Below are 22,695 nucleotides of genomic sequence, written 5' to 3' on the forward strand. Positions count from 1 at the left end.
GTCTCCTGGTACTCGCGCACGGCCTCGGCGTCGCGCCCGTGGGCCTGCGGGGGGGGGGGGGGGCCCCGGGGGGGGGGGGAAGCCCCCGAGGGGCCCCGGGCGGGGTTACCAGGTGTCGATGCCCATCTTCTTGGCCGCGTCGTGGACGGCCTTGTAGTGGGCGTGGGACATGCCGGACTGCTTGTCCTTTTCGGGCAGGTTCTTGTCCGTCGCGCGGAACTCGTCGCGGGCCTCGGCGAGCAGGCTCGTGCCGTAGGAGACGGGGACGTCCTTGACGCCGTGGGACGGGTGGGTCTTCTCGGCGGTCTTGCTGCCCGCCTTGATCAGGATGTCGCGGGCCTTGTTGAAGTCGTCGGCCTTGACCGTCTTCGGGTTGCTGAGCTGCGCCTGCACCCGGGCCGTCGGCTGGGCCGGCGTGGTGTCTGCGGCCATGGCGGGAGCGGCAGCGGCGACGCCGAGGGCGCCGACGGCGGCGACTGCCACGAGGGCGTTCCGGAGGGTCCTGTTCATGGATATCGATCCCTTCGCAATGTCTAAACATCAGTGCCCGCACCGGACTTGAGGTCCGTGGGAGTGCGAACTCCTCGGCACTACCCCGGCCCTCCTCGGCGGCAAACCGATGGTCGTACGGGGGTGGTTGGGGAGCGGTGGGATCAGGCCGTCTTGTGAATATGGGGTTATCGGACTGCTGGGTTAGTAGGGGCGGAGGGGGCTCAAGGGGACGGCCAGGGCGGGCCGTTCGACGAACGGCCCGCCCTGTGCGGTGGATCAGACGTCGAACTCGCCGGCGCGGATGGCGGAGACGAGGTCGCGCCATTCGGCGGGGGTGAGTTGGGCGATGGCGTCGGGGAGCAGGCTGCTGCGGATGTAGATGGCTTCGGAGGTGACGGCTACCTCCGGGCAGCTCGCACCGTCGCCGCAAGACTCAGGACGCTGCCAGATCAGATCCTTCATTGTGCTGGCCTTCCTAGGTTCGGGCCTGCCGGTCGAAATTGCCGGCACGGATGGCGGAGAGGAGGTTGTGCCATTCGTCGGTGGTGAGTTGGGCGATGGCGTCGGGCCGGAGGTTGCTGCGGACATAGACGGCATCGGAGGTGACGGCCACCTCGGGACAGTTGTTGCCGTCTCCACAAGCCGTGGGGCGTTTCCAGATCAGGTCTTTCATCGTGCGGATTGCCTCTGTTCGGCGCGCTACAGGTCAAACTCTCCGGCGCGGATGGCGGAGGCGAGGTCGCGCCATTCGGTGGGGGTGAGTTGGGCGATGGCGTCGGGCAGAAGAGTGCTGCGGATGTGTACGACATCGGGACCTATGGCCACCTCAGGGCAGGAGTTGCCGTCTGCGCAGGCCTTGGGGCGCTTCCAGTGGAGGGTCTTCATGGCTTAGATCTCTTTCTTGATAAGCCTGATGGCATCACGAGACTGGCTCTCGGTGAGAGACCGCTCGGCCATCGTGTCAATGATGTGGCGGTAGTTCTCCAAGTGCTTCTGCTCATGTAGGAACGCCGGGCCGCCAACTGCGTCGAGCTGGACGGTGTCCAGGCGGGGAACTGGCCCCTTCGCGTAGAAGATGCCTTGGCCAGCACCAATGAACCCATTGGTGCTGAAGGTGATCACGCGAAGCGCCACGTGGGGAAGTTCTGAGTACTCAAGCAGCTTGTCCAGCTGGTTCTTTGCGGCATCGCGGCCACCGAACAGCATGCGCAGGGCGGCTTCGTGAACCAGCGCAGAGTACGGTTGAGCACCTTCGCTCATCAGTAGTGCCGAGCGCTGAAGTCGGTGCTCGACACGTGCTTCGAGGAGCCGAGGCGGAAGCGTCGGGTAGACGTCCTTGAAGATCGCTCTCCCGTACTCCTCTGTCTGCATAGCGCCAGGAATGTGCGAGATCTGATAGGTGAGCATTCCCCTGGCGAAGTACTCCATCTCGGCGATGTTGAGGAAGCCAGGCGGCACGGCCCCTCGGTAGTCCTCCCACCAACCCTTGTGGCGTTCCTCGGCCATGGCCGCGAGCGCTTCCACGAAGGCGTGATCGCCCTCCTCGTAGTCGCAGGCGAGCATGCGTACCCGCTCGGCGCTGATCGGGTACTGCCCCTTCTCGATCTGCGTGATCTTCGGTCGGGCGAATCCGAACAGCGCGGCGGCTTCGGCAGTTGTGCGGCCCGCGCAGTCGCGCATCTTCCGCAGCTCGGTGCCTACTCGTTCCTGCCTGGCTGACGGGGTGGTTCGTGGTGGCATGCCCCCAAGCATCCATCGCGATCCCGCGAAGGGTCCAGCAATCCATCGATCGAGTGAAGAACGGGGTAGAAGTACCGATACATGTACCACCAGCTCTACAGTCGGTGACGCACCGATCACCGAGCCGGGCGTCAGTGGCCCGCTCGGCATTTCCCCTTCACCTCTCCGGGAGATCCCTGTGCGTAACCTCAACTCCCCCTCCCTCACCCTCGCTCGCGACACCCTCCGCGACGGCATGACCCGCGTCGGCTGGTCGTCCTCCTCCATCGCGGACGCCGAGCTCGCCCTCGTCGAACTGATCGTCAACGCCTGGCGTCACGGCGAGACGACCTCCCCCGTCGTCCTCATCCACTTCCTCTCCAACCCCCTCTCCAACACCCTCCGCGTCACCGTCGCGGACCGCTCCTCCGCCCTCCCCGAGCAGCGAACGCCGTGCCCGCTCGCCGAGTCCGGCCGGGGCCTCCAGCTGGTCGCCGGCCTCACCCACCGCTGGGGCGTCGACCCCCTGAAGCTGGGCAAAATCGTTTGGTTCGAGTTGGACGGTGTCGCGTGATCGCCCACCACCCCATCCACCCGGCCGATCCGGCGCTGCGCCACCTCACGGCCCGCCAGATCACCGGACTCATCGTCGAACTCCGGACCGAGGGTCGCGAGTTCGGGCTCCTCTGGCCCTCCGCCCAGGCCGGCGAGACCAACCTCGACGGCCGCGCCCTCGTCTCCCTCGGCAACATCCCGGCGAGCACCCTCATCAACCTCCTCGCCCTCCTCCGCGAGTACAAGCGTGAGCGGGACCGCCGCCGATGCTAGGCCTCCTGACCTTCAACCTCCTGGCCTCCCTCCTCGGCGCCCTCTGCGAAACCCGCGCCCGTCACCTCCACGCCCGCACGGTCACCCCCGCAGTGCTTGCCGAGTGCCAAGCCTGCGATGCCGCACGGCACTTCGCGGTTCCGACGGGGGCAAGCTGCACGATGCTGCGGTGTACGGCCCCGCGGCACACCGGCTGATCGCCCGTGCGCGCTCGGCGCTGGCACTGGCAGCCACCTGAGAAACCTGCGGAAGCCTCGCCGCGCACAGGAGAAATGCGGAGAAATGCGGCGCACACCGGCAGGGTCGGGCCTCTACCGTGCCGGACAGGACCTTGCCGGCACCCTAGTGACCGGCACCGATCGAGAGGAGCCGGAATGGGCGAGCACGGAGACGGCAAGGGTGGCGAGGACGGGGACAAGAAGCAGTCCCCGAAGGAGTCCGACGGCCAGTGGACCAAGCCCGTGAAGCCGCCGAAGAAGTGAGCGCCAACTGATGGACGACTACGCACAGTTACTGACCCGGATGGAATCGGCGGGGGCGCTGGGCGAGGGGTGGCGGGGCGCGTTCGAGCGCGCCCCGCGCTCTTCCTTCGTCCCGGACGCCGTCTGGGCCCCGGACGGCGACAGCCCGACCGGCTACGGCCGGATCAACCGGGCCGACCACCCGGACACCTGGTGGGCGCTGGTGAACGCCGACGAGGTGGTGGTCACCCAGATCGATGGCGGCCTGGATACCGGGCCGGGCATCGCCACCTCCTCGGCCTCCATGCCGTCCCTCGTCGCGAGAATGCTCCGGCACCTGGACGTGGTCGACGGGAACACCGTGCTCGACATCGGCACCGGCACCGGATGGACGAGCGCGCTCCTCTCCGCCAGGCTCGGCGACGCCCACGTGACCACCGTCGAGGTCGATCGAGCGGTCGCTGCCGCAGCGGCCCGACGACTCACCGCAGCAGGCCTCCAGCCCAGTTGCTCGACTGGCGACGGCCTCGAAGGCCAGCCCCTCCGGGCGCCTTACGATCGCGTCCATTCCACGGCGGCGGTCCGCCGACTGCCGCGTGCCTGGCTCGAACAGACCCGCCCCGGCGGGGTGATCGTCACCCCCTGGGGCACGCCCTACGCCAACGCCGGACTCCTGCGCCTGGTGGTCGGCGGTCCGGGGGAGCCCTCCCACGGCAGGTTCGTGGACAACGTCAGCTTCATGTGGGTCCGCAGCCAGCGTCCCCACCCGGTGACCGAACCGACCGACCGGCCGATCCACCGGGGCTCGTCGCCGATCGACCCGGAGCTGGCGTTGGAGAACGTGGACGTGGCGTTCGCCATCGGCCTCCGGGTGCCTGGCGTTCGGTATCACCACACCTGGGACGACACAGACCCTGGCGGCACCTATCGCATGCGGCTCTCCGACGGCGCCGGCTCCTGGGCGTCCGTCCGCCACCACGACTGGGGCGCCGCCGACGCAGTCCAGCAGGCCGGGCCCCGCCGCCTGTGGGACGAGATCGTCCGCGCCCGCCGAGCATGGCTCGCCGACGGCGAACCGGACCTCACCCGCTTCGGCGTGACGATGACGCCGACCGGCGAACAGCACGTGTGGCTCGACGAGCCCGGCAACCTGATCGTCTGACCCGGCCGCGAACCCCCAGGCGCCTGACCTGAGCCCCCGCGCAAGAAGTCGGCCGGTCCGACTTCCTGCGCGCGACCTTCAGAATCCCGGCCGCGTCCTGGCCACCCGTTTCGGCGCCTTCTGTGAAGCTCGCCCGCGCGGTGGAACCGGCGGCGGGCGCAGACGGTCACCTTCGGTGTGACCTCGAACGAATCGCAGACCGATCCCGTCCGCCCCCACGTCAGCCGCAGGCGCATGCTGCTGGGCGTCGCCGGCGTGGCGGCGGCCGCCGTCACCGTCGGGGGCATCGGCTGGTGGGCGCGGCGGGACGCCGACACCGGCCACCGCGTCTGGAGCCGGACCGGTACCGGCAGCCGGGTCGCCCTGTCGGCCACCCCGCAGCCCGACCTCTACGTCGCGGACTTCGACGGCACGGTCAGCGCCCTCGACCTGCGGACCGGCACCCCGCGCTGGAGCGCCAAGGTCACCTCGCACAATCCCGCCGACAGCAACTTCGGCTGGCCGATCGCCGCAGGCGACGGACTGGTCTGCGTGACCACCGACTCCCACGTCCACGCCCTGGACGCCGCGTCCGGAGCCGTCCGATGGGCCGTGCCCGCGCCGGGGGGCTACCTGTCCGGATGGACGGACGGCCCCACCGTCAGCGGGGACGTGTTCGTGACCTGCGACGGCCGCGTCCACTCCTACGACGCGGCGACCGGCGAGGCCCGGTGGGCCGGCCCGCTGGAGGCCGCCTGCGGGCCGGCGGTCGCGGGCGGCACCGTGTACCTCGCCGCCCCCGCAGGCGGGATCTCCGCCCTCGACGCGAAGACCTGTGAGCGGCGCTGGGAGCAGCCCGCCGTCGGCAAGCTCGTCGACCGGCCCGTGGTCCACGAGGGCGTCCTCTACCTGTCCACTTCCGCTGCCCCCGCCCCGACCGGCGCCACTTCGACCGCCTATGCCTCGACCGGTGCCGCCTCGACCGTCTCCGCCCTGGACGCGGCGACCGGCCGGGTGCTCTGGCAGCGTGACGATCTCGGCCACCCCGGTGTCCGGCCCGCCCCGGTCGCCGACGGGACGCTCTGCCTCCTCGACAACGACCGGGTCGTCGCCGTGGAGGCGAGTACGGGCCGCAGCCGGTGGACCTCCTCGGTGCCGGACGGCCTGGGCCGGGGCATGAGCACCATGGCCGTCGCCGACGGCCGGGTCTACGTGGCGCTGAACGACGGTCGGCTGCACACCCTCGACCTCGCCACCGGCCGGCTTCAATGGCAGGACGATCCGGCCAAGTTCGGCACCGAGTACACCGGGCTCTCGCTGACGGCCTTCGGCGGCGTCGCCTACCGCGGCAGCCGGGCAGGCCTCTACGCGGCGGGCATACCCGCGGCCTGACCACCGCGCGAGGTCTCGGCGCGGCAGGGCACCGCGCGGTGCGCCTTCAGGCAGCGGGCACTGCCCGTACGGACCTGGCGCCCAGGCCGACGCCACCGATATCCAGGAGAGTGAGCTTTCGAGTCGAGAGGGGGACGATGCACGCCCACGACAGGACCAAGGGTGTCGCCGCTGGCAAGGCCTGCACGCCGGCCCGCACTTCGGAGCCGGCGACCAGGAACCCGAACCGGGCGCAGGCCGCCGCCCAGTCGCTGCTCGGCCTCCAGAGCAGCCACGGCAACGCGGCCGTCGTGCAGATGCTCCGCGCGACCGGGATCCAGCGCGCGGCCGACCAGAACCGGCCCATGATCAATCACCAGAACCCGGACGACGACTGGGAGGCCGACAACACCGCGCCCGCGCGTACGGACGGTCTCGTGCTCAGCGGTCACGGCGCCTGGGAGGCCGCGAACGGCACCTTCCGGGTGCCCGCGGGGACGAGGGTGCACTTCTACACGCAGCACGGGATGGTCCTCCCCGACGACCTGGGCGGGCAGGTGGAGAACGGCGCCAACCGGGGCGGCAGCGTGGAACAGGGGCAGGACCGTGGCGCCACGCGCACCGTGGTGGGCGGGCGGAGCCTGCAGAACTACACCATCTCCTACCCCAGCGGCCTCACCATCCGGGGGAACCCGGCGATCGCCACCCCGGTGGGCGGCGGGTACGACGTCGAACTCGACCCGGGGACGCCGGCCGCCGCCGTCATCAACGTCGCCACGCTGACCGACCCCCAACTCGCGGGCCGCTCGATCGTCTTCGACGGCGACGTGCTGCTGAGCGACATCCTGCGGCCCGGCATGGGGGACGTGCACTTCGCGGCCTGCCGCTTCGTCGAGACCAACAGGCCCGGGACGCGCAACCAGGGCCGTCCTCAGGGCTACAACGGCCCCGGCGACCCCGGCGAGGCCGGCGGCCTCTACAACCCCTGACCCGCCCGGCCTCCAACGCTCCGGGCTCCGGGCTCCGGGCTCCGGGCTCCGCGCTCCGCGCTCCGCGCAGGAAGTCGGCCCACCCGACTTCCTGCGCAAGGGACGCCGCCCCGAGCAGGGCTCAACCGGCCACGCGCACCACGTACTTGCCGGTGGCCCGACCCTCCGCCATGGCATCGTGCGCGGCGGGGACGGCGGCCAGGCCGGGGACTTCGGTGACCGGCAGTGTGAGGTCACCGCCGGCGAGCAGGTCGAGGACCGTGCGGATGGCGCGGGCCAGCCGCTCGGGGGCGGTTGCGGCCAGGGCGCGGTGGCTGAAGCCGGTGACGGTGAGGTTCCCGGCCATCAGACGGCCGAGCGGCGGCAGGTCGGCGACGGCGCCGCCGCCCGCGTTGCCGAAGAGGACGATCCGGCCGCCGGGTGCGGTGAGTTCGAGGTCGAGCTCCAGGGCCTCGGTGCCCAGCGGGTCCAGCACGAGGTCGACGCCCCGGCCCCCGGTCGCGGCCCGGACGGCCTCGGGCAGCGCCTCGTCGCGGGCGAAGGCGTGGTGGTAGCCGGAGGCGACGGCGGCCGCCGCCTTCTCCGGTCGGCCCACCGTGCCGATCAGCCGGCCGCCGCCCCCGATCAGCGGGACCAGTTGGGCGACGGCGTGGCCGATCCCGCCGCCGGCCGAGTGCACCAGGACGGTGTCCCCGGCGGCGAGCCGGCCGGCGTCGGTGAGCAGCAGCACGGCGGTGGCCAGGCCCAGCGGGGCGGCGGCGGCCTCGCGCAGCGCCAGCCCGTCCGGGACGGGCACGGTGAGCGCGGCCTCGGCGAGCACCACCTCGGCCAGGCCGCCGCCGACGGGCGCGGCCGCCACCCGGTCGCCCACCGCCAGTCCGGTGACGCCCTCGCCGACCGCCCGGACGGTGCCGGCCACCTCCTTGCCCGGCCGGTAGGGCCAGGCGGTGACGTAGCCGGCGTCGCCCCGGCGGCCCATCACGTCGACGAAGTTCAGCCCGGCGTAGGCGACGTCGACCGCCACCTGGCCGGGGCCGGGGCTCGGGGCCTCGACCTCCCGGATCTCCGTGTGCTCGGCCCCACCGGGTGCGGTCATCACCAGTGCGCGCATGTCGGTCCCCCTCGGCTACGATGTTCGACGAACGACGAAATTGACGCGAGGTAGTGGTACCACGCAGTTTCGACGATTGTCGAACATCGCAGATCAAGCGCGGATCGGACGCAGGTCAAACGCAGATCAGAGAGGTCGGATCATGCCCCGAAGCGCCCGGCGCCGACCGGCGCTCGCCCACCCCGCGACCGGGGAGATCGACCTGCTCGACGTCCTGCACGCGCTCTCCGACCCCACCCGGATGACCATCGTGCGCATCCTGCGCGCCGAACCCGAGCGGGCCTGCGGCACCTTCCCGGTGGACGTCGCCCCCTCCACCCTCAGCCACCACTTCAAGGTGCTGCGCGAGTCCGGCCTGATCCACCAGCGCGAGGAGGCCAACCGCAAGTTCTCCGCCCTGCGCGCCGTCGACCTGGAGCAGCGCTTCCCGGGCCTCCTCGACACCATCCTTGCCGCCCACGCTCAGACCGACGGTGGGTCGGAGTCGCAACTCTGAGGTGTGCCTTGGTGCGGACGGCGCGGGCGGCGTGAGCGTGGGGGCCGCCTCGGCGGGCCCCACGTCGCCCGTCAGCGCAGGCGCGAGGAGGACAGGATCGACGCCAGGTGCGCCACCACCATGCCCCAGGTGATCACCGCGATCCCCGCGACCGCCGCCCGCGTCGCGTCCAGGTTGCCGAGCGCCGCGTCCACCGCGGCCGCCGCGAGCAGCACCAGGGAGGCCTCGATGCCGTTCGTCACCCGGTGGATCTTGAACACCGAGGCGAGCCGGCGCGCGGTCGCGATGCCCTGCGAGCGCGGCTGGGTGGACTCCTCGTCCGCCGGGGCCTGCCCGCTGCGGGCCCGGGCCACGTCCACCAGGTCCGTCGAGGCCTTGAGCAGCACCACGCCCAGCGCGGCCGCCAGGCCCACCGACACCCACAGCTCCGACCCGCCCCGGGCCGCCCGCACGCCCGCGCCGATCATCAGCGCTGCGTCCGCCAGATAGGCGCCGAGCCGGTCCACGTAGACCCCGGCCATGCTGAACTGGCGCTTCCAGCGCGCCACTTCGCCGTCGACGCAGTCGAAGAGCAGGAACAGCTGGAACAGCACCGCCGCCAGCACGGCGCCGGTCAGACCGGGTATCAGCAGGGCCGCCCCGCCGCCGACCCCGCAGACCACCATCACCCAGGTGAGGGTGTTCGGCGACACCGAGGTGCGCACCAACTGCCGGGTCGTGCGCAGCGAGATGCGGCGCATGTACAGCCGTCCCGCCCAGTGCTCACCGTTGCGGCTCTGCAGCTTGGCCTGCGGCTGGCACACCTCGCGCAAGTCCGCGAGCGCCGGAGCAGCCACCATGACGACATCCCTCCACCTGTCCCGAAACGATCACCACAGGCTACGGCCTCCCGGGCGCTGCCCCGACCGGCCCTTCGTGGCCGTCCGGAGAGGGGGGAGCCGGCTGCCGGGCGGCCTCGGGAGGAAAACCGGTGGGCCGCCGGAGTGCCCCGGGGCTAGGCTGCGCGGGTTCGCCGGAACCGGAAGCCCCGGCCCCGATCACCCGCCCCCGCAAGCCGGTTGACGTTGACGTGGTCCGGAGCGCAACGAGGAGTGCTGATCATGGTGACCACAGGCGGCGCGGCGCACAGCCCGGGCCTGACCGAACTGCTGGCCGGCCACCGGCCGCAGGGCCCGACGGAGACCGCCGACCACGAGCGCGTCCGCCACCTCACCGGGGCCGCCGACGCCTGGGACCGCGGGACGCCGCTGCACTTCACCGCCTCCGCGCTGATCGTCCACCCGCCGACCCGGCGCGTCCTCCTGCGCTGGCACGTCCGCCAGCAGGCCTGGCTCCAGGTCGGCGGCCACGGCGACCCGGGGGAGACCCGGCCGCTGGACATCGCGCTGCGCGAAGGCCTGGAGGAGACCGGGCTCACCGACCTCACCCCGTGGCCCGACGCCGCCCTCGTCCACCTCGCCCTCGTCCACCTCGCCGTCGTGCCCGTCCCGGCCTCGCCCGCCGAACCGGCCCACGAACACGCCGACCTGCGCTTCCTGCTGGCCACCGGCACCCCGGAGCGGGCGCGGCCGGAGAACCCCGCCGCCCCGCTGGAGTGGCTCACCATCGCCGAGGCCCGGCAGCGGACCACCGAGGAGAACCTCCGCGAGACGCTCGACCGGGCCGGCCGCCTGCTCGACGCCCCCGCCTGACCTTCCGAACCCCGCTGGAGCACACCCGGATGCACACCGACCAGACCCTCATCTTCGACGCCGACGACACGCTCTGGGAGAACAACGTCCTCTTCGAGCGCGTCATCGACGGCTTCCTGGACTGGGTCGCCACCCCGGCCGACCGCGACCGCGCCAGGGCCGTCCTCGACGAGATCGAAGCCGCCAACTCCGCCGCCCTCGGCTACGGCGCCGCCGTGTTCCGGCAGAGCCTCGCCGACTGCCTGCGGCGGCTGAACGGCGACCGCACCCCCACCCCGGCCGAAGAAGCCCGGATCGACGGCCTCCTCGCTCCGCTCAGCAGCCGCGAGATCGAGCTGATCCCCGGCGTCGCCGACACCCTCGCCGACCTCGCCGGACGCCACCACCTGCTGCTGCTCACCAAGGGCGACCTCGACGAGCAGCGGCGCAAGGTGACGGCCTCCACGATCGACCACCACTTCCGCGGCGTCCACATCGTGGCCGAGAAGTCGGCGGACACCTACCGGCGGCTCGGCGCCGAGCTCGGCCTCGACCCCGACCGGACCTGGATGATCGGCAACTCGCCCAAGTCCGACATCGCCCCGGCCCGCCGGGCCGGCCTGCGCACGGTCTTCATCCCGCACGAGCACACCTGGGTCCTGGAACACCAGGACCTCGGCCCCGACGAGGCGACCCTGCAACTGGCGGCCTTCCCCGAACTGCTGCGGCACTTCTGACGCAGGCCGGCGGGGTCGGCGGCCTCGGCGAGATCGGCGGGTTCGGCGGCGGTGTTCACAGCGCGAGGCTCACAGCGCGAGCGCCGCCGCCGTCGGCGCCGGTGCGCCACCCCGATGCAGCCAGGCCCGCTCCGCGGCCGTCCACGTGCTCGTCGTCACCAGGTGGAGCGCCGCGGCCACCGGCACCAGCATCGCGAACAGCACCGACCCGAAGGACAGGTAAGGCAGCAGCCCCGCCCCCGGCTGGGGGGTCGGCTGCGCGGCCGCCGCCCGCCTGGCCCGGCGGAAGTTGACGTACCCGACCGCCGCCAGCCCGGCGTACAGCAGGCCGAACACCGCCAACTGCCCGGCGCCGTGCGCACTCCCGACGTGCAGGCCGAGCGGCACGCCGAACAGGGTGTGGTCCAGCAGGCCGTTCGGGGTGGTGAACAGGCGGTACATCACCGAGAAGAACGGGATCTGCACCAGCATCGGCAGGCACCCCGCGAACGGCGAGGCCCGTTCCTCCCGGTACAGCTCGGCGAGCGCCTCCCGCAGCTTCTCCGGGCGGTCCTTGAACCTCCGGTTCACCTCGGCGACCTTCGGCGCCAGCCGCGCCCGCGACTTCTCCCCCCGCGCCGCCGCGCGCGCGAAGGGATGCAACGCCAGCCGGACGGCGACGGTGAACAGGACGATCGCCAGCGCGGTCGGCAGTACCTGGGCCAGCGCGGCGACGCCGGCATGGGCGACGGCGACGGCCGGGTCGAGAACAGCGAGAACGGACATGGTGGAGCGAGCCCTCCGGGGGTCTCGGAAAACGAGTGGTCGACGGAGGACGGCCGCGTGGAACGGCGGAAGACGACGAAGCTACGCGGCCGCCGGGGCCGCACCCGGCGCCCTCGGGCGTCGCCTGCCCCGGGCATCGGGATCGCGCTGCGGGAGGAAGGCCGTACGGAACGCGCGCCGCCGCAGCACCCCGCTGCGCACCGCCGTGGGCGCCCGCGCGCCCAGCAGCCGCGCCCCCGCCAGCGTGCCCGCGACCGCACCGGCCAGCAGCGCCACGGCGGCGACCGCCGCCACCGACGCGACCGTCCCGCCCTCGGTCACCAGCTCCCCGGTCAGCACCCGGAGCAGCCCGAGGAGCATCGCGACGACGGTCATGCGCTGCTCCTCCTTCGACGTGACGGGCTTGGGGCCCCACGGACTCGGGGGACTTCAGACGTTCAGGACGATCGCCGAGCCCGCCGAGTTCCCGCCCGGCGCGGAATTCCCGTGGCGCACCCGCCGCGCCGGGGTGCTTCGCGAAGCGGTGCAGGGGCGTAGCCGCAGGTGCTACACGGGGCTACCGTGGAGGGATGAAGACGATTACCCAGCGGGAGTTCCGGAACAACTCCGCCGCGGTGATGGATGCGGTGGAGGCCGGGGAGACCTTCCACATCACCAGGAACGGGGTCGAGGTCGCGGAGCTGCGACCGGTGTCCGGACGGCGGCGGCTCACGGCGGAGGAGCTGGTGGCGCGGCACGTGAAGCTGCCGCGGGTGGACTACCAGCAGATGCGCAAGGAGGCCGAGGAGTACCTCGGGCCGGAGGAGCTGGTGGGCGACGAGGGCGACGACCCGTTCGAGCGGCGGCGTGGCTGAGCGCAGACGGGCAGTCCGGCGGCGGCCGGCCGGGGTGCTCGACACCTGTGTCTACATCGATCTGGCCCTGCTCTCCCCGGCGAGCCTGCCGGCCGTGCCGGAGCTGACCGCGATCACCTTCGCGGAGCTGCAACAGGGTGTGTCGATGGCCCGCGACGCGGTCAGCCGGGCCGCCCGGCTGGAGGTGCTGGGCGCGGCGATGGCCGACTTCGACCCGCTGCCCTTCGACGCGGCGGCGGCCTCCCGCTACGGCACGCTGGTCACCCTCACCATCGCGGCCGGGCGGCAGCCGCGCCCGCGCCGGATCGACCTGATGATCGCGGCCGTGGCCTCGGCCCACGGCCTGCCGCTGTACACGCGCAACGTCGCGGACTTCCGGGGCCTGGGCTCGGCGGTGGAGGTCATCGGGGTGTGACGGCCGCCGCTCTTCGCGCTGGTGGCCTGCCGCCCCTTCGGTCGATCATCTAAGCAGCTTAGAAGTGAAATTGAGGGGGCGGCAGGCCCGGCAGCCGCTCAGCCCAGGCGGACCGTGGTGCCCGTGGCGGCGGAGGCCCGGGCGGCCTCCAGGACGGCCAGGGTGGCCACCGCGTCGCGCGGGTCGACCGGGGGCGGGGTGCCCGGGGAGGCCAGGGCGGCGGCGATGCCCGCGTAGAAGGCGGGGTAGTCGCCCGGTTCGGTGGGCAGTGCGATCGAGGACTCGTCGGTGCCGAGGGTGCCGTACTGCGAGGGCTGGTCGGCACCCCACGGGCGGGCGCCGTCCGGTCGGTGCCCGGCCCGCAGCTGCGCCTCCTGCGGGTCCATGCCGGGCTTGACGTACCCGGCGGCGTCGCCGAGCACCCGCAGCCGGGGGCCGATCAGCGGGGTGATGGCGCTGGTCCACAGGTGCGAGCGGGTGCCGGAGGCGTGCGTGAGGGCGAGGAAGGCGTCGTCGTCGACGACCGCGCCGTCCCGGCGCACGTCGACCTCCGCGTACACCGTCTCCACCGGGCCGAACAGCGTCAGTGCCTGGTCCACCAGGTGGCTGCCCAGGTCGTACAGCGTGCCGCCGACCTCCGCCGGGTCGGCGAGCTCGCGCCAGCCGGGCTTGGGCTTCGGGCGGAACCGCTCGAAGCGGGACTCGAAGCGGTGCACCCGGCCGAGCGCGCCGCCCCGGACCAGCCGGGCGGCGGTCAGGAAGTCGCCGTCCCAGCGCCGGTTCTGGAACACGGAGAGCAGGGTGCCCCGGGCCTCGGCGAGCTGGCACAGCTCCAGCGCCTCGGCGGCGGTGCCGGCCAGCGGCTTGTCGACGACGGTGGCCAGCCCGGCGCGCAGGGCGGCGCGGGCGAGCGGGGCGTGGGTGCGGTTGGGCGAGGCGACGACGACGAGGTCGAGCGCGTCCGGGTCGGCGAGCAGCTGCTCGGGGGTGTCGACGGCGCGGGCGCCGGGGTGCTCGCGGCGCAGTTGCTCGCGGCGCTCGGGGCTGGCGGTGACCACGGCGTCCAACCGCAGCCCCGGCGTGGTGGCGATGAGCGGGGCGTGGAAGGCGGAGCCGGCCAGGCCGTAGCCGATCAGGCCGACGCGGAACGGGCGGTCCGGGGAGGACGAGGGGGTCGAGGCGCTCATGCGACCACTCAATCACGAGGCGCCCGCTTGCTCCCGGTTTCGCAGTGGCGGAGCCGGGAGGCGGGGCGGACGTCGGTTCGCGTCCTCGCTCGTCGGACGGCATGGGGGCAAGGCGCCTCAGGGCAGTTGACGGATCAGCCGACGCAGCCGGGTACCGAGGGGGAGCTGCCGACGCAGTTGTCGGGGGTGTTTCCACTGACCGGTGTCGTGGTGAGTGTCATGGTGCCGTTCTGCCGGTAGATGCCGCCGGCCGTCATGACGGCCTGGTTGGCGCTGATCTGGGTGCTGGTCAGCGTGGTGGAGGTGGAGTCGATGGCGGCGATGCCGCCGCCCTGGGATCCGGAGCTGTTGCCCGCGTCGATGAAACTGCTGGTGGTGGTGAGCGACCCGCGCAGGCCGTTGTAGATCCCGCCGCCCTGGCCGGTGGCGCTGTTCCTGGCCACAGTGCTGTTCGTGAAGGTCGCCACCGCCCCCTTCTGGGGGGCGCCGACGTCCTCGTTGGCCAGGCCGCCGCCCCTGCCCTGGGCGGTGTTGCCGGTCAGTGCGCTGGCCGTGAGGGTCACCGCGCCGTAGTTGAGGATGCCGCCGCCGTCGGTGACGGCGGAGCCGTTGCTGAGGGTGACGTTGCCCTTGAGGGTGAGGCTGGCGCCCGCGGCCACCTTGACGATGCGGAAGCCGGCCGTACCGGCCGTCGTCGAGCGCGTGATGGTGTCGTTGTCACCGGTCAGGGTGATGGCGGTGGTGATGATCGGCAGCGCGTTCGCGCCGTCGGTGTCACTGCTGTGCGACGAGGTGATGGTGTAGACGCAGCCGGTCGCGAGGACGACGTTGCCCCCGCCGGCGCTGTTGGCGGCGTTGATCGCCGCGACCAGCGCCGTCTCGTTGCAGGCCACGGCCGCCTGTGCGGAGGTGGGGGCCAGTGCGGCCAGCACGGCGGTCAGGACGACGGAACTGGCGAGGACCGGGATGGTGCGGATGCGTCGCATGATGTTCCCTTCGGGTTGATGGAGACCCCCGTGTTCGTGGTGCCGTGCCCGCTGCGGCAGCGGCTGCGGCTGCGGCGGCGGCTGCTGCGGGCACGGGTACGGGCGCGGCTCGCGAGAGCAAGCCGGGCCAAGCCGGGTCAGGCCGTAGAGGCTTCGCGCCACGGCCTGACCCGGCGGCCGAGCGATGCCGCGCGTCCGTCTCAGGCGGTGGGGGTCACCGCAACGGCGCAGGCCTTCACGGCGGCGGCGCTGGCGGTGGCAGCGGTGGCGGCCGCGGTGGCGGCAGCGGCGGAGGAGGTGACCGCGGCGGCCTCGGCGGCGCTGGCGCTGGTGGCGGCTGCGGCCTCGGCGGCGGCGTTGGGTGGCACGGCTTGGGTCGCCGCGATGAAGGTCTTGAGGGCGGCGGCGGCCGACGCGGCGTCGGCCTGCGCCGCGGCTGCCGCGGTGGAGGCGTTGGAGGCGGCGACCGACGAGGAGACGGTGGCGACCGCGCAGGCCACGGCGTCCCTGCGGGTCTGACTGGTCGATGCTGAACTCGGTGTGTTCGTCGAGGTGTTGGCCACGGCCGCAGCCGTGCCTCCGGCCAGCAAGGTGCCGACGGCAAGAGCTGCGACGGCTATGCGATGGATCTTCATGGGGCCCTGTTCTGGGAAGGATGGGCTCACGCGTCCGGCAGCACAGCCGAACACGGATGCCACGGTGACGAGAGCCGAACCGGCTCTCACCAGAACAAGAACACCGAGCGGCCCGCCTGTCCCTTCGATCATCGCGCCGACGTGCCGAAAGCCGGACCGGAACTGTCCGACTTCCTGTGCGACTTCGCTGGTCAGGAGCGCACGGGAAGATCCGGTACGAACCGCCCGGTGGTCCCCTCATCGGCGTAGCGCGTTTGCGCGGACGAACCCGCCCACCGGCCGACTGCCTCCATTCGCACCGCGGCCGTGCCCGGGCGGAAGTGGTGCACGCGGATGCGTTGCCGCAGGCGTGCCGTGGCCGTTCCCGTCCGGGGCCGCCCCGGTCGGCCCGAGGAGGCAGGCTCTAGGCTGGTCCGTGTTGGGGCAGCCAGTGGCGCCCGGCCGGCCGAGGGTGTCCGGTCCGGAGCGATGTGCGAAATCGTTCAGAACCGTTGCAAGACCAAGGAGACACCTACGTGGCAGACCGCAAGCCCATCGAGTCCTGGCTGACCGACATGGACGGCGTCCTCATCCACGAGGGCACGCCCATTCCCGGCGCGAAGGAGTTCCTGCGCAGGCTGCGGGAGTCCGGCAAGCCGTTCCTGGTCCTCACCAACAACTCCATCTACACCCCGCGCGACCTCAGCGCCCGCCTGGCCGGGATGGGCCTGGAGGTGCCGGAGGAGTGCATCTGGACCTCCGCCCTGGCCACCGCCAAGTTCCTCAAGGGCCAGCGCCCGGGCGGCACCGCCTACGTGATCGGCGAGGCGGGGCTCACCACCGCGCTGTACCAGGCCGGTTACGTGCTGACCGACAACAACCCGGACTACGTCGTCCTCGGCGAGACCCGCACCTACAGCTTCGAGGCGCTCACCAAGGCGATCCGCCTGATCAACCAGGGCGCCCGGTTCATCTGCACCAACCCCGACGAGACCGGCCCGTCCCCCGAGGGCGTGCTGCCGGCCACCGGCTCGGTCGCGGCCCTGATCACCAAGGCGACCGGCGTCGAGCCGTACTTCGTCGGCAAGCCCAACCCGCTGATGATGCGCGAGGCGCTGAACACCGCCGGGGCCCACTCCGAGACCGCCGTGATGATCGGCGACCGGATGGACACCGACATCGTCGCGGGCATGGAGGCCGGCATGGAGACCATCCTGGTGCTCACCGGCCTGACCGCCGCCGCCGACGTCGAGCGCTTCCCGTACCGGCCGACCCGGGTGGTCAAGTCGATCGCGGACCTGGTCGAGCTGGTCTAGCCTCTGCGGTGCTGTCGTGGGCCCCGTTCCGGTCGGTCGCCGGGGCGGGGCCCGTTTCGTACCTGTGGGGAGGCAACGGCGCAATGAGTGCGACGGGGGATGCGGGGCTGCCGGAGGCACGGCGGGGTGCCGGGGGCGTCGGCGGGGAGGCCGACGAGAAGCGGGTCACCTGGGCCGAGCTCTACTTCGACCTGGTCTTCGTCTTCGCGATCACCCAGGTCTCCGGGCTGCTGCACCACCACCACGACGCCACCGGGCTGGTCCGGGCGCTGGTGGTGTTCGTGCCGGTGTACTGGTGCTGGGTGGGCACCACCGTGCAGGCCAACATCAGGGACGTGGACAACCTGCGGGACCGCCTCGGCATCCTGGCGGTCGGGCTGGCCGGCCTGTTCATGGCGCTCGCCGTCCCGGGCGCGTACGGCGGGCGGGGCGTGCTGCTCGGCGCCGCGTACTGGCTGGCCCGGCTGGTGCTGCTGCTCCTGCTGATCCGCCTGCCGGGCGTCTGGCGCGGCCCGTACGGCGCCGGCGTGCTGGTCAGCGGGCCGCTGCTGGTCGTGGGCGGGCTGTTGCCGGACGGGCCGCGGCTGGCCCTGTGGGCGGCGGCAGCGCTCTGCGACCTGGCCGCGCCGCTGGTGTTCCGGCGGCGGCTGGCGGCGGTGGCGTACCACCCCTCGCACATGCCGGAGCGGTTCGCGCTGTTCCTGCTGGTGGCGCTCGGCGAGTCGATCGTCGGCATCGGCGGGACGGCGGCCGGCGCCCGGCTGGACGTGGCCGAACTCGCCGCCGTGGCCGCCGCGTTCACCATCTCGGCGGGGCTGTGGTGGCAGTACTTCGTGTACGCGGCGGACGCCATGCGGTACGCCGTCGAGGTCGCCGACTCCCGGCGGGACGTCGTCCGGCGGATCTTCCAGTACGGGCACCTGGCGCTGGCCGCCGGGGTGATCGGGGTGGCGGTCGGCTTCGGGGAGACCGTCGCGGACCCGTGGCAGGCGCTCGGCCCGGGGTCGGTGGCGCTGCTGTACGGCGGGTGCGGGCTGTACCTGCTGACCTTCGGGTACACCCGCTGGATGATGTTCCGCAAGGTGGCGACGACCCGGCTCGGTGCGGCGGCGGTGGTGCTGGGGCTGGCGCCGGCGGTGGTGCGGCTGCCGGCGCTGGCGGTGCTGGTGGCACTGGCGGTGCTGCTGGTGGCGCTCAACGTGGTGGAGCACGTCCGGGTGGTGCGGGCGGCCGGTTCGGACCCCGCGCCGGTGGCTCCCTCGGGGTCGGCGCTGCCTGTAGTTCCCGCTGGGGCCCCGCTGCCTGGTGGGTCCGCGCTGCCTTCTGCGCCTTCTGCGGCTTCGGCGGAGTGAGTTGTCGGTGGGGCTGTGTAGCGTTCGGGGTGAAAGAGGGCGTGCGGCACAACAGCCGCGGTGTGGGAGGTAGATGTCGTGACGGACACGGTCGAGGCGGGCGTGGTGGAGGCCGGCGAGGGCGGCGGGCTGGAGCTGCCCGAGTCCTGGCGCCCGGTGCTGGGCGCCGAGACGGAGAAGCCGTACTTCGCCGAGCTGGCGGCCTTCGTGGCGGCCGAGCGCGCGCAGCACCAGGTGTTCCCGCCGAGCGGCCAGGAGTTCGCCGCGCTGGAGGCCACGCCGTACGAGAAGGTCCGGGTGCTGGTCCTCGGGCAGGACCCGTACCACGACGACGGCCAGGCCCACGGCATGAGCTTCTCGGTGCTGCCCGGCACCAGGACGCCGCCCTCGCTGCGCAACATCTTCAAGGAGCTGGACGCCGACCTCGGCATCCCCGCCCCGGACAACGGCTACCTGATGCACTGGGCCGAGCAGGGCGTCCTGCTGCTCAACGCGGTGCTCACGGTGCGCGCGCACGAGGCCAACTCGCACAAGGCGAAGGGCTGGGAGAAGTTCACCGACGCCGTGATCAAGGCGGTGAGCGAGCGCGAGGAGCCGGTGGTCTTCGTGCTGTGGGGCAACTACGCGAAGAAGAAGCTGCCGCTGATCGACACGTCCAAGCACGTGGTCGTGCAGGGGGCTCACCCGTCGCCGCTGTCGGCCAAGCTGTTCTTCGGCAGCCGCCCGTTCTCGCAGATCGACACGGCGCTGGACGGCTTCGGCGGCGAGCCGATCGACTGGCAGGTGCCCAACCTGAAGCAGGGCTGAGCACCTGGGGCTGAGCGCCCGGGAGTTGGGTGAGGGGTGGTCCGGGCGGGCGGGGTCGCCCGTCCGCCCGCTCATGGCCACCCGGCGTTCACCGCCCGTCGCGGGCGGGCGGTGGCCGGTGTGCTTAGCTGGTGCCGACCGGTCGCCGGACCGGCTCTGGGGGGAGGGGCGGTACGTGCGCCGGGTGGGACGGGTAGTGGCAATCCGACGGGCCGTGGGGGCGGCCCTGGTCGTGCTGTTGGCGGGGGCCGCGGGCTGTAGCGGTTCGACCGCCGGATCGGCCAAGGGATCACCCGGCGGCCCGGGCGGCGGCGCATCGGCCGGTGCCGCGGCCGGCGGGACCGCCGCCGTACCCACAGCCGCGCCCACCGCCTCCGCCGCGAACCCGGGCACCGGCCCCGCGAGCCTCGCCCAGCTCCCCGGCCAGGCCTTCTACGTCTCCGGCCAGACCAACGCCGCCCGGCAGGTGACCGCCCTGCGCGGCCAGGGCCGGCCGACGGAGGCCGACACGCTGCTGCGGATCGCCACTCAGCCCTCCTCGCAGTGGCTCGGCGAGCAGGGCGCCAAGGAGATCGCCGAACAGGTCAGCCGCCGGGCCGCCGAGGCGGACCGGACGGCGGTCTTCGTCGCCTACAACATCCCGCACCGCGACTGCGGCCTGTACTCGGCCGGCGGCGCCGCCGACGCCGCCTCCTACCGGGCCTGGATCAGCGGTGTCGCGGAGGCCCTCGGCGACCGCAAGGCCTGGGTGGTGCTGGAGCCGGACGCCGTCGCGCACACCCTGGACAGCTGCGGGATCAAGGGCGACCTGGCCGCCGAGCGGTACGGCCTGCTGGCCTTCGCCGTGCAGGAGCTGAAGAAGCGTCCGCAGGTGCGGGTCTACCTGGACGCGGGCAACCCCGGCTGGTCGCAGGACCCGGCCGAACTGTCCACCGCGCTGCGCAAGTCGGGGATCGCGGCGGCGGACGGCTTCGCGGTGAACGTCGCCAACTTCTACGACACCGGCCGCAACACGGCCTACGGCGGCCAGCTCTCCGCCGCCCTGGGCGGGAAGCACTTCGTCATCGACACCAGCCGCAACGGCAACGGCCCGCTCGGCGGCGACGCCTGGTGCAACCCGCCCGGCCGCGCGCTCGGTGAGCGGCCGACCGCCGACACCGGCCGGGCCGGGGTCGACGCCTACCTGTGGATCAAGAACCCGGGGGAGTCGGACGGCGAGTGCGGGCGCGGCGAGCCCCGGGCGGGCGAGTTCTGGCTGCCGTACGCGCTCGGCCTGGCGCAGGCCGCCCGCTGAGGGGGGCTGGTCCGCGCCAGTGCCGTGACGCACCAGTGCGGGTCCGCACCGGCGCGGGTCCGTACCAGGCCGTGACGCACCCGGTGTCGTTCAGCCGGTCACCTGGATCCAGCGCGCGACCGACGGGGTGCCGGCGGCGTCGGTCAGGAACAGCATGTACCAGCCGGGAGGCAGCAGGTTGGGGTTGGCGGGGAGCGTGAGCGAGACCCCGTCGGCCGTGCGACCGCTGATGTCCAGGGCCACCGACCGCTGTTCGACGTCGGTCACGTGGGTGACCGAACTCGGCCGGATCAGCTTGGCGGTGGCGACCGCGTCCGGCCGGGCGGTGCCGATCCGCACGGTGGTGCCGAGCTTCGCGGCCTCCGGCGCGGCGGCCACCTGTGGGCGGTCGCCGTGGAACAGGTACGGCGGGGTGTAGATCTCGATGCGCTGCTCGAAGCCGCCCGGCGTGGTCTCGGCCTTGTCCGCGAACAGCGGGTTGGAACCGAGCACGGCCACCCGGCCGTCCGGCAGCAGCAGTGCCTCGGAGTGGTAGTTGCGGCCGACGGCGGGCTCGGCGGCGGTGCTGAAGCTGTTGGTGTCCGGGTGGTACACCTGCGCCTTGAGCAGGTCGCTGGCGCCCCGGCCCCGGTAGCCGCTGGAGCCGCCGGTGGTGAACACGGTGTCGTCCGGGAGGATCACGCTGTTCAGGTAGCGGGTGCCGCCGGCCGGCAGGTCCGGGCCCGGGGTGAAGGCGGGCTTGGCGGCGGAGAGGTCGACGATGTCGGTGCGGGCGGTGGACAGCGGTGATTCACCGACGCCCCCGCCGCCGAGCACCATCACCTTCTGGGCCTGCGCGGGCGGCAGCAGCACCGAGGACGAGGTCTCGGTGAGGGCGGGGTCGCGCAGGCCGGGGACGGGCTGGAAGCCGTTGTTCGACAGGTCCCACACCCCGGGGTCGCGGCCCTTGTCGGCCGGGCCGTAGCCGCCGTTGGAGCCCGAGTAGAAGAGCTTGCCGGAGGCGGTCAGGAAGATCGACGGGTAGGTCGGGAAGTAGCGGTCCGGGCCCTTGGACCAGGTCTTGTTCTTCGGGTCGTAGATCTCGTTGTCGTTGCCGTTGAGGATCTCCCCGGTGTCGTCCAGGCCCGAGACGGTGACCACCCGTCCGTCCCCCAGCCCGGTGAGCGTCGGGTACCAGCGGGCGTACGCCATGTCGGTGACCTGCTCGTACAGCTCGGTGTCCGGGTTGAACTCGAACGCGGAGCGGATGCCCTGGTACTCCTGCTTGTCCAGGGTCAGCTTCGTGCTCTGCCCGTACAGGTTGTGGGCGTCGACCCCGGCCAGGCCCTTGATCCGGTACTGGGCGGGGGAGTCGGTGACGTAGTCGGCGCCCTCGCCGACCGCCTCGACGAACACGTGCTGCTCGCCGGCGGTGACGACGGCCTGCTTGCCGGCGCCCGTCTTCACCGCGGCCGGGACGGTCACCGGCACGGTGGAGGCGTACTCGCGTCCGTTCGGGCCGACGAAGACGGTGCCCTTGGGGAACGTCCTGGCGCGCTCGGGGCTCTCGTTGCGCACCCGCATGACGCCGGCCGCCCTCTTCACCACGCCCGCCAGCTTCTCGTACCGCTGGGTGCCGCCGGCCACCAGGACGCGGCCGTCCGGCAGCGAGGCGTGGCCGCCGCAGAACATGTCGGCCGGGGTGGGTATCAGCTTGTAGGTGTTCGCGGCCGGGTCCCAGAGCAGGCTGCGGAAGCTGCCCGCGTCGAAGCGCTTCTCGTCGTTGCCGGAGCCGGCCACGATGAGGACCTTGCCGGTGCGCAGCAGCGTGGCGTGGACGGCGTTGACCCGGAACTCGGCGGGGAGCGTGAGAGTCTGCCAGTGGCCGTACTCCGCCTTGTAGTCGGGGCGGTTGATCACGTACTGGTGGTACTGCTGGCCGGCGAAGCCGAGGACGGCGGGCGCGTTCATCCCGGCGACGGTCAGCGCGACGGTGCTGCCGAGGGCGAAGCGCTTGGTCCGGCCGGTCTTGTGGATCTTCACGGTGGTTGGTCCCCTCGTGAGGTTCGGGAGCTCGTGAGGTTCGGGGTGGCTGGCGGTTCGGGTGTGCT

27 protein-coding genes are annotated in these 22,695 nt (G+C 72.6%); 14 read left to right on the plus strand and 13 right to left on the minus strand.

Going from position 1 to position 22,695, the window contains the following annotated elements; translation table 11 throughout:
* Positions 1–105 precede the first annotated feature (105 nt).
* The 5 genes from ACFVX9_RS04855 to ACFVX9_RS04875 all read right to left on the minus strand — a co-directional run bounded on the left by ACFVX9_RS04855 (position 106) and on the right by ACFVX9_RS04875 (position 2,232).
* Positions 106–510, minus strand: coding sequence for a hypothetical protein (locus ACFVX9_RS04855; RefSeq protein WP_380374594.1), 405 nt, complete (start codon positions 508–510; stop codon positions 106–108).
* Positions 511–768: 258 nt separating this feature from the next.
* Positions 769–954, minus strand: coding sequence for a DUF397 domain-containing protein (locus ACFVX9_RS04860; RefSeq protein ID WP_380374593.1), 186 nt, complete (start codon positions 952–954; stop codon positions 769–771).
* A 13-nt stretch (positions 955–967) separates the two neighbouring features.
* Entirely contained in the window at positions 968–1,165 is a 198-nt protein-coding gene (locus tag ACFVX9_RS04865; protein ID WP_380479630.1) for a DUF397 domain-containing protein, read from the minus strand.
* A 26-nt stretch (positions 1,166–1,191) separates the two neighbouring features.
* Complete coding sequence (locus ACFVX9_RS04870) at positions 1,192–1,377, minus strand: DUF397 domain-containing protein (RefSeq protein ID WP_380374590.1); 186 nt, start codon at positions 1,375–1,377, stop codon at positions 1,192–1,194.
* A gap of 3 nt (positions 1,378–1,380) precedes the next feature.
* Positions 1,381–2,232 carry a helix-turn-helix domain-containing protein gene (locus tag ACFVX9_RS04875; RefSeq protein WP_380374588.1) on the minus strand — a complete coding sequence of 284 codons (852 nt, stop codon included), beginning with the start codon at positions 2,230–2,232 and terminating at the stop codon, positions 1,381–1,383.
* A 178-nt stretch (positions 2,233–2,410) separates the two neighbouring features.
* On the opposite strand from ACFVX9_RS04875, the gene ACFVX9_RS04880 reads away from it, so the two are divergent.
* The 5 genes from ACFVX9_RS04880 (at position 2,411) to ACFVX9_RS04900 (ending at position 7,001) form a co-directional block, all read left to right on the plus strand.
* Positions 2,411–2,785 (plus strand): ATP-binding protein, encoded by a 375-nt coding sequence (locus ACFVX9_RS04880; protein WP_380374586.1) that lies wholly within the window; start codon positions 2,411–2,413, stop codon positions 2,783–2,785.
* Positions 2,782–3,039, plus strand: coding sequence for a hypothetical protein (locus ACFVX9_RS04885; RefSeq protein WP_371518753.1), 258 nt, complete (start codon positions 2,782–2,784; stop codon positions 3,037–3,039). Before ACFVX9_RS04880 ends, ACFVX9_RS04885 begins: the two co-directional genes overlap by 4 nt.
* A 492-nt stretch (positions 3,040–3,531) precedes the next feature.
* Positions 3,532–4,662: a methyltransferase domain-containing protein gene (locus tag ACFVX9_RS04890; protein ID WP_380374584.1), complete on the plus strand. Its 1,131-nt coding sequence runs from the start codon at positions 3,532–3,534 to the stop codon at positions 4,660–4,662.
* 177 nt (positions 4,663–4,839) lie between these two features.
* The gene (locus tag ACFVX9_RS04895) at positions 4,840–6,033 is read left to right on the plus strand and encodes a PQQ-binding-like beta-propeller repeat protein (RefSeq protein WP_380479632.1); all 1,194 of its coding nucleotides are present in this window, start codon (positions 4,840–4,842) and stop codon (positions 6,031–6,033) included.
* A gap of 137 nt (positions 6,034–6,170) precedes the next feature.
* On the plus strand, positions 6,171–7,001 hold the full coding sequence (locus tag ACFVX9_RS04900; RefSeq protein ID WP_380479634.1) for a putative adhesin: 831 nt from the start codon (positions 6,171–6,173) through the stop codon (positions 6,999–7,001).
* Positions 7,002–7,122: 121 nt separating this feature from the next.
* On the opposite strand, the gene ACFVX9_RS04905 is transcribed toward ACFVX9_RS04900, so the two are convergent.
* Positions 7,123–8,112: a zinc-binding alcohol dehydrogenase family protein gene (locus ACFVX9_RS04905; RefSeq protein ID WP_380479636.1), complete on the minus strand. Its 990-nt coding sequence runs from the start codon at positions 8,110–8,112 to the stop codon at positions 7,123–7,125.
* A gap of 142 nt (positions 8,113–8,254) precedes the next feature.
* On the opposite strand from ACFVX9_RS04905, the gene ACFVX9_RS04910 reads away from it, so the two are divergent.
* Positions 8,255–8,608 (plus strand): ArsR/SmtB family transcription factor, encoded by a 354-nt coding sequence (locus ACFVX9_RS04910; protein ID WP_380479638.1) that lies wholly within the window; start codon positions 8,255–8,257, stop codon positions 8,606–8,608.
* Positions 8,609–8,679: 71 nt separating this feature from the next.
* On the opposite strand, the gene ACFVX9_RS04915 is transcribed toward ACFVX9_RS04910, so the two are convergent.
* The gene (locus tag ACFVX9_RS04915; protein ID WP_380335084.1) at positions 8,680–9,447 is read right to left on the minus strand and encodes a CDP-alcohol phosphatidyltransferase family protein; all 768 of its coding nucleotides are present in this window, start codon (positions 9,445–9,447) and stop codon (positions 8,680–8,682) included.
* Positions 9,448–9,708: 261 nt separating this feature from the next.
* On the opposite strand from ACFVX9_RS04915, the gene ACFVX9_RS04920 reads away from it, so the two are divergent.
* A complete protein-coding gene (locus ACFVX9_RS04920) occupies positions 9,709–10,299 on the plus strand; it encodes an NUDIX hydrolase (protein WP_063351380.1) in 591 nt (196 codons plus the stop codon).
* Between the two features lie 29 nt (positions 10,300–10,328).
* A complete protein-coding gene (locus ACFVX9_RS04925) occupies positions 10,329–11,015 on the plus strand; it encodes an HAD family hydrolase (RefSeq protein ID WP_380479641.1) in 687 nt (228 codons plus the stop codon).
* Between the two features lie 69 nt (positions 11,016–11,084).
* On the opposite strand, the gene ACFVX9_RS04930 is transcribed toward ACFVX9_RS04925, so the two are convergent.
* Positions 11,085–11,780, minus strand: coding sequence for a YidC/Oxa1 family membrane protein insertase (locus ACFVX9_RS04930; protein ID WP_380374575.1), 696 nt, complete (start codon positions 11,778–11,780; stop codon positions 11,085–11,087).
* 81 nt (positions 11,781–11,861) lie between these two features.
* Positions 11,862–12,155, minus strand: a complete 294-nt coding sequence (locus ACFVX9_RS04935; RefSeq protein WP_063349248.1) for a DUF6412 domain-containing protein — start codon at positions 12,153–12,155, stop codon at positions 11,862–11,864.
* A gap of 194 nt (positions 12,156–12,349) precedes the next feature.
* On the opposite strand from ACFVX9_RS04935, the gene ACFVX9_RS04940 reads away from it, so the two are divergent.
* On the plus strand, positions 12,350–12,634 hold the full coding sequence (locus ACFVX9_RS04940) for a type II toxin-antitoxin system Phd/YefM family antitoxin (RefSeq protein ID WP_371518778.1): 285 nt from the start codon (positions 12,350–12,352) through the stop codon (positions 12,632–12,634).
* The gene (locus tag ACFVX9_RS04945) at positions 12,627–13,049 is read left to right on the plus strand and encodes a type II toxin-antitoxin system VapC family toxin (RefSeq protein WP_380479644.1); all 423 of its coding nucleotides are present in this window, start codon (positions 12,627–12,629) and stop codon (positions 13,047–13,049) included. Before ACFVX9_RS04940 ends, ACFVX9_RS04945 begins: the two co-directional genes overlap by 8 nt.
* A gap of 98 nt (positions 13,050–13,147) precedes the next feature.
* On the opposite strand, the gene ACFVX9_RS04950 is transcribed toward ACFVX9_RS04945, so the two are convergent.
* From ACFVX9_RS04950 to ACFVX9_RS04960, 3 genes are all read right to left on the minus strand, one after another.
* Positions 13,148–14,236 (minus strand): Gfo/Idh/MocA family oxidoreductase, encoded by a 1,089-nt coding sequence (locus ACFVX9_RS04950; RefSeq protein ID WP_380479646.1) that lies wholly within the window; start codon positions 14,234–14,236, stop codon positions 13,148–13,150.
* Between the two features lie 134 nt (positions 14,237–14,370).
* Positions 14,371–15,222: a hypothetical protein gene (locus ACFVX9_RS04955; RefSeq protein ID WP_380374571.1), complete on the minus strand. Its 852-nt coding sequence runs from the start codon at positions 15,220–15,222 to the stop codon at positions 14,371–14,373.
* Between the two features lie 200 nt (positions 15,223–15,422).
* A complete protein-coding gene (locus ACFVX9_RS04960) occupies positions 15,423–15,857 on the minus strand; it encodes a hypothetical protein (protein ID WP_380374569.1) in 435 nt (144 codons plus the stop codon).
* 515 nt (positions 15,858–16,372) lie between these two features.
* Here ACFVX9_RS04960 and ACFVX9_RS04965 point away from each other — a divergent pair.
* The 4 genes from ACFVX9_RS04965 (at position 16,373) to ACFVX9_RS04980 (ending at position 20,605) form a co-directional block, all read left to right on the plus strand.
* Entirely contained in the window at positions 16,373–17,152 is a 780-nt protein-coding gene (locus ACFVX9_RS04965) for an HAD-IIA family hydrolase (protein ID WP_063349252.1), read from the plus strand.
* Positions 17,153–17,235: 83 nt separating this feature from the next.
* Positions 17,236–18,504: a low temperature requirement protein A gene (locus ACFVX9_RS04970; protein WP_380479648.1), complete on the plus strand. Its 1,269-nt coding sequence runs from the start codon at positions 17,236–17,238 to the stop codon at positions 18,502–18,504.
* Positions 18,505–18,582: 78 nt separating this feature from the next.
* Positions 18,583–19,311 carry a uracil-DNA glycosylase gene (locus ACFVX9_RS04975; protein ID WP_244293451.1) on the plus strand — a complete coding sequence of 243 codons (729 nt, stop codon included), beginning with the start codon at positions 18,583–18,585 and terminating at the stop codon, positions 19,309–19,311.
* 196 nt (positions 19,312–19,507) lie between these two features.
* Positions 19,508–20,605: a glycoside hydrolase family 6 protein gene (locus ACFVX9_RS04980; protein WP_380479650.1), complete on the plus strand. Its 1,098-nt coding sequence runs from the start codon at positions 19,508–19,510 to the stop codon at positions 20,603–20,605.
* A gap of 90 nt (positions 20,606–20,695) precedes the next feature.
* Here the strand turns inward: ACFVX9_RS04980 and ACFVX9_RS04985 are convergent, their stop codons facing one another.
* Positions 20,696–22,627 (minus strand): galactose oxidase-like domain-containing protein, encoded by a 1,932-nt coding sequence (locus ACFVX9_RS04985; RefSeq protein WP_387980403.1) that lies wholly within the window; start codon positions 22,625–22,627, stop codon positions 20,696–20,698.
* Positions 22,628–22,695 lie beyond the last annotated feature (68 nt).

It is taken from the genome of Kitasatospora sp. NPDC058243 (assembly GCF_042882025.1).
Lineage (GTDB): Bacteria > Actinomycetota > Actinomycetes > Streptomycetales > Streptomycetaceae > Kitasatospora.

Bases quoted from the DNA above. Each gene is read 5' to 3' on its own strand.
- ACFVX9_RS04955 (WP_380374571.1), bottom strand. From the start codon at position 15,222: ATGCGACGCATCCGCACCATCCCGGTCCTCGCCAGTTCCGTCGTCCTG.
- ACFVX9_RS04875 (WP_380374588.1), bottom strand. From the start codon at position 2,232: ATGCCACCACGAACCACCCCGTCAGCCAGGCAGGAACGAGTAGGCACC.
- ACFVX9_RS04890 (WP_380374584.1), top strand. From the start codon at position 3,532: ATGGACGACTACGCACAGTTACTGACCCGGATGGAATCGGCGGGGGCG.
- ACFVX9_RS04905 (WP_380479636.1), bottom strand. From the start codon at position 8,112: ATGCGCGCACTGGTGATGACCGCACCCGGTGGGGCCGAGCACACGGAG.
- ACFVX9_RS04860 (WP_380374593.1), bottom strand. From the start codon at position 954: ATGAAGGATCTGATCTGGCAGCGTCCTGAGTCTTGCGGCGACGGTGCG.
- ACFVX9_RS04940 (WP_371518778.1), top strand. From the start codon at position 12,350: ATGAAGACGATTACCCAGCGGGAGTTCCGGAACAACTCCGCCGCGGTG.
- ACFVX9_RS04950 (WP_380479646.1), bottom strand. From the start codon at position 14,236: ATGAGCGCCTCGACCCCCTCGTCCTCCCCGGACCGCCCGTTCCGCGTC.
- ACFVX9_RS04925 (WP_380479641.1), top strand. From the start codon at position 10,329: ATGCACACCGACCAGACCCTCATCTTCGACGCCGACGACACGCTCTGG.
- ACFVX9_RS04935 (WP_063349248.1), bottom strand. From the start codon at position 12,155: ATGACCGTCGTCGCGATGCTCCTCGGGCTGCTCCGGGTGCTGACCGGG.
- ACFVX9_RS04920 (WP_063351380.1), top strand. From the start codon at position 9,709: ATGGTGACCACAGGCGGCGCGGCGCACAGCCCGGGCCTGACCGAACTG.
- ACFVX9_RS04900 (WP_380479634.1), top strand. From the start codon at position 6,171: ATGCACGCCCACGACAGGACCAAGGGTGTCGCCGCTGGCAAGGCCTGC.
- ACFVX9_RS04930 (WP_380374575.1), bottom strand. From the start codon at position 11,780: ATGTCCGTTCTCGCTGTTCTCGACCCGGCCGTCGCCGTCGCCCATGCC.
- ACFVX9_RS04970 (WP_380479648.1), top strand. From the start codon at position 17,236: ATGAGTGCGACGGGGGATGCGGGGCTGCCGGAGGCACGGCGGGGTGCC.
- ACFVX9_RS04915 (WP_380335084.1), bottom strand. From the start codon at position 9,447: ATGGTGGCTGCTCCGGCGCTCGCGGACTTGCGCGAGGTGTGCCAGCCG.
- ACFVX9_RS04855 (WP_380374594.1), bottom strand. From the start codon at position 510: ATGAACAGGACCCTCCGGAACGCCCTCGTGGCAGTCGCCGCCGTCGGC.
- ACFVX9_RS04865 (WP_380479630.1), bottom strand. From the start codon at position 1,165: ATGAAAGACCTGATCTGGAAACGCCCCACGGCTTGTGGAGACGGCAAC.
- ACFVX9_RS04870 (WP_380374590.1), bottom strand. From the start codon at position 1,377: ATGAAGACCCTCCACTGGAAGCGCCCCAAGGCCTGCGCAGACGGCAAC.
- ACFVX9_RS04960 (WP_380374569.1), bottom strand. From the start codon at position 15,857: ATGAAGATCCATCGCATAGCCGTCGCAGCTCTTGCCGTCGGCACCTTG.
- ACFVX9_RS04910 (WP_380479638.1), top strand. From the start codon at position 8,255: ATGCCCCGAAGCGCCCGGCGCCGACCGGCGCTCGCCCACCCCGCGACC.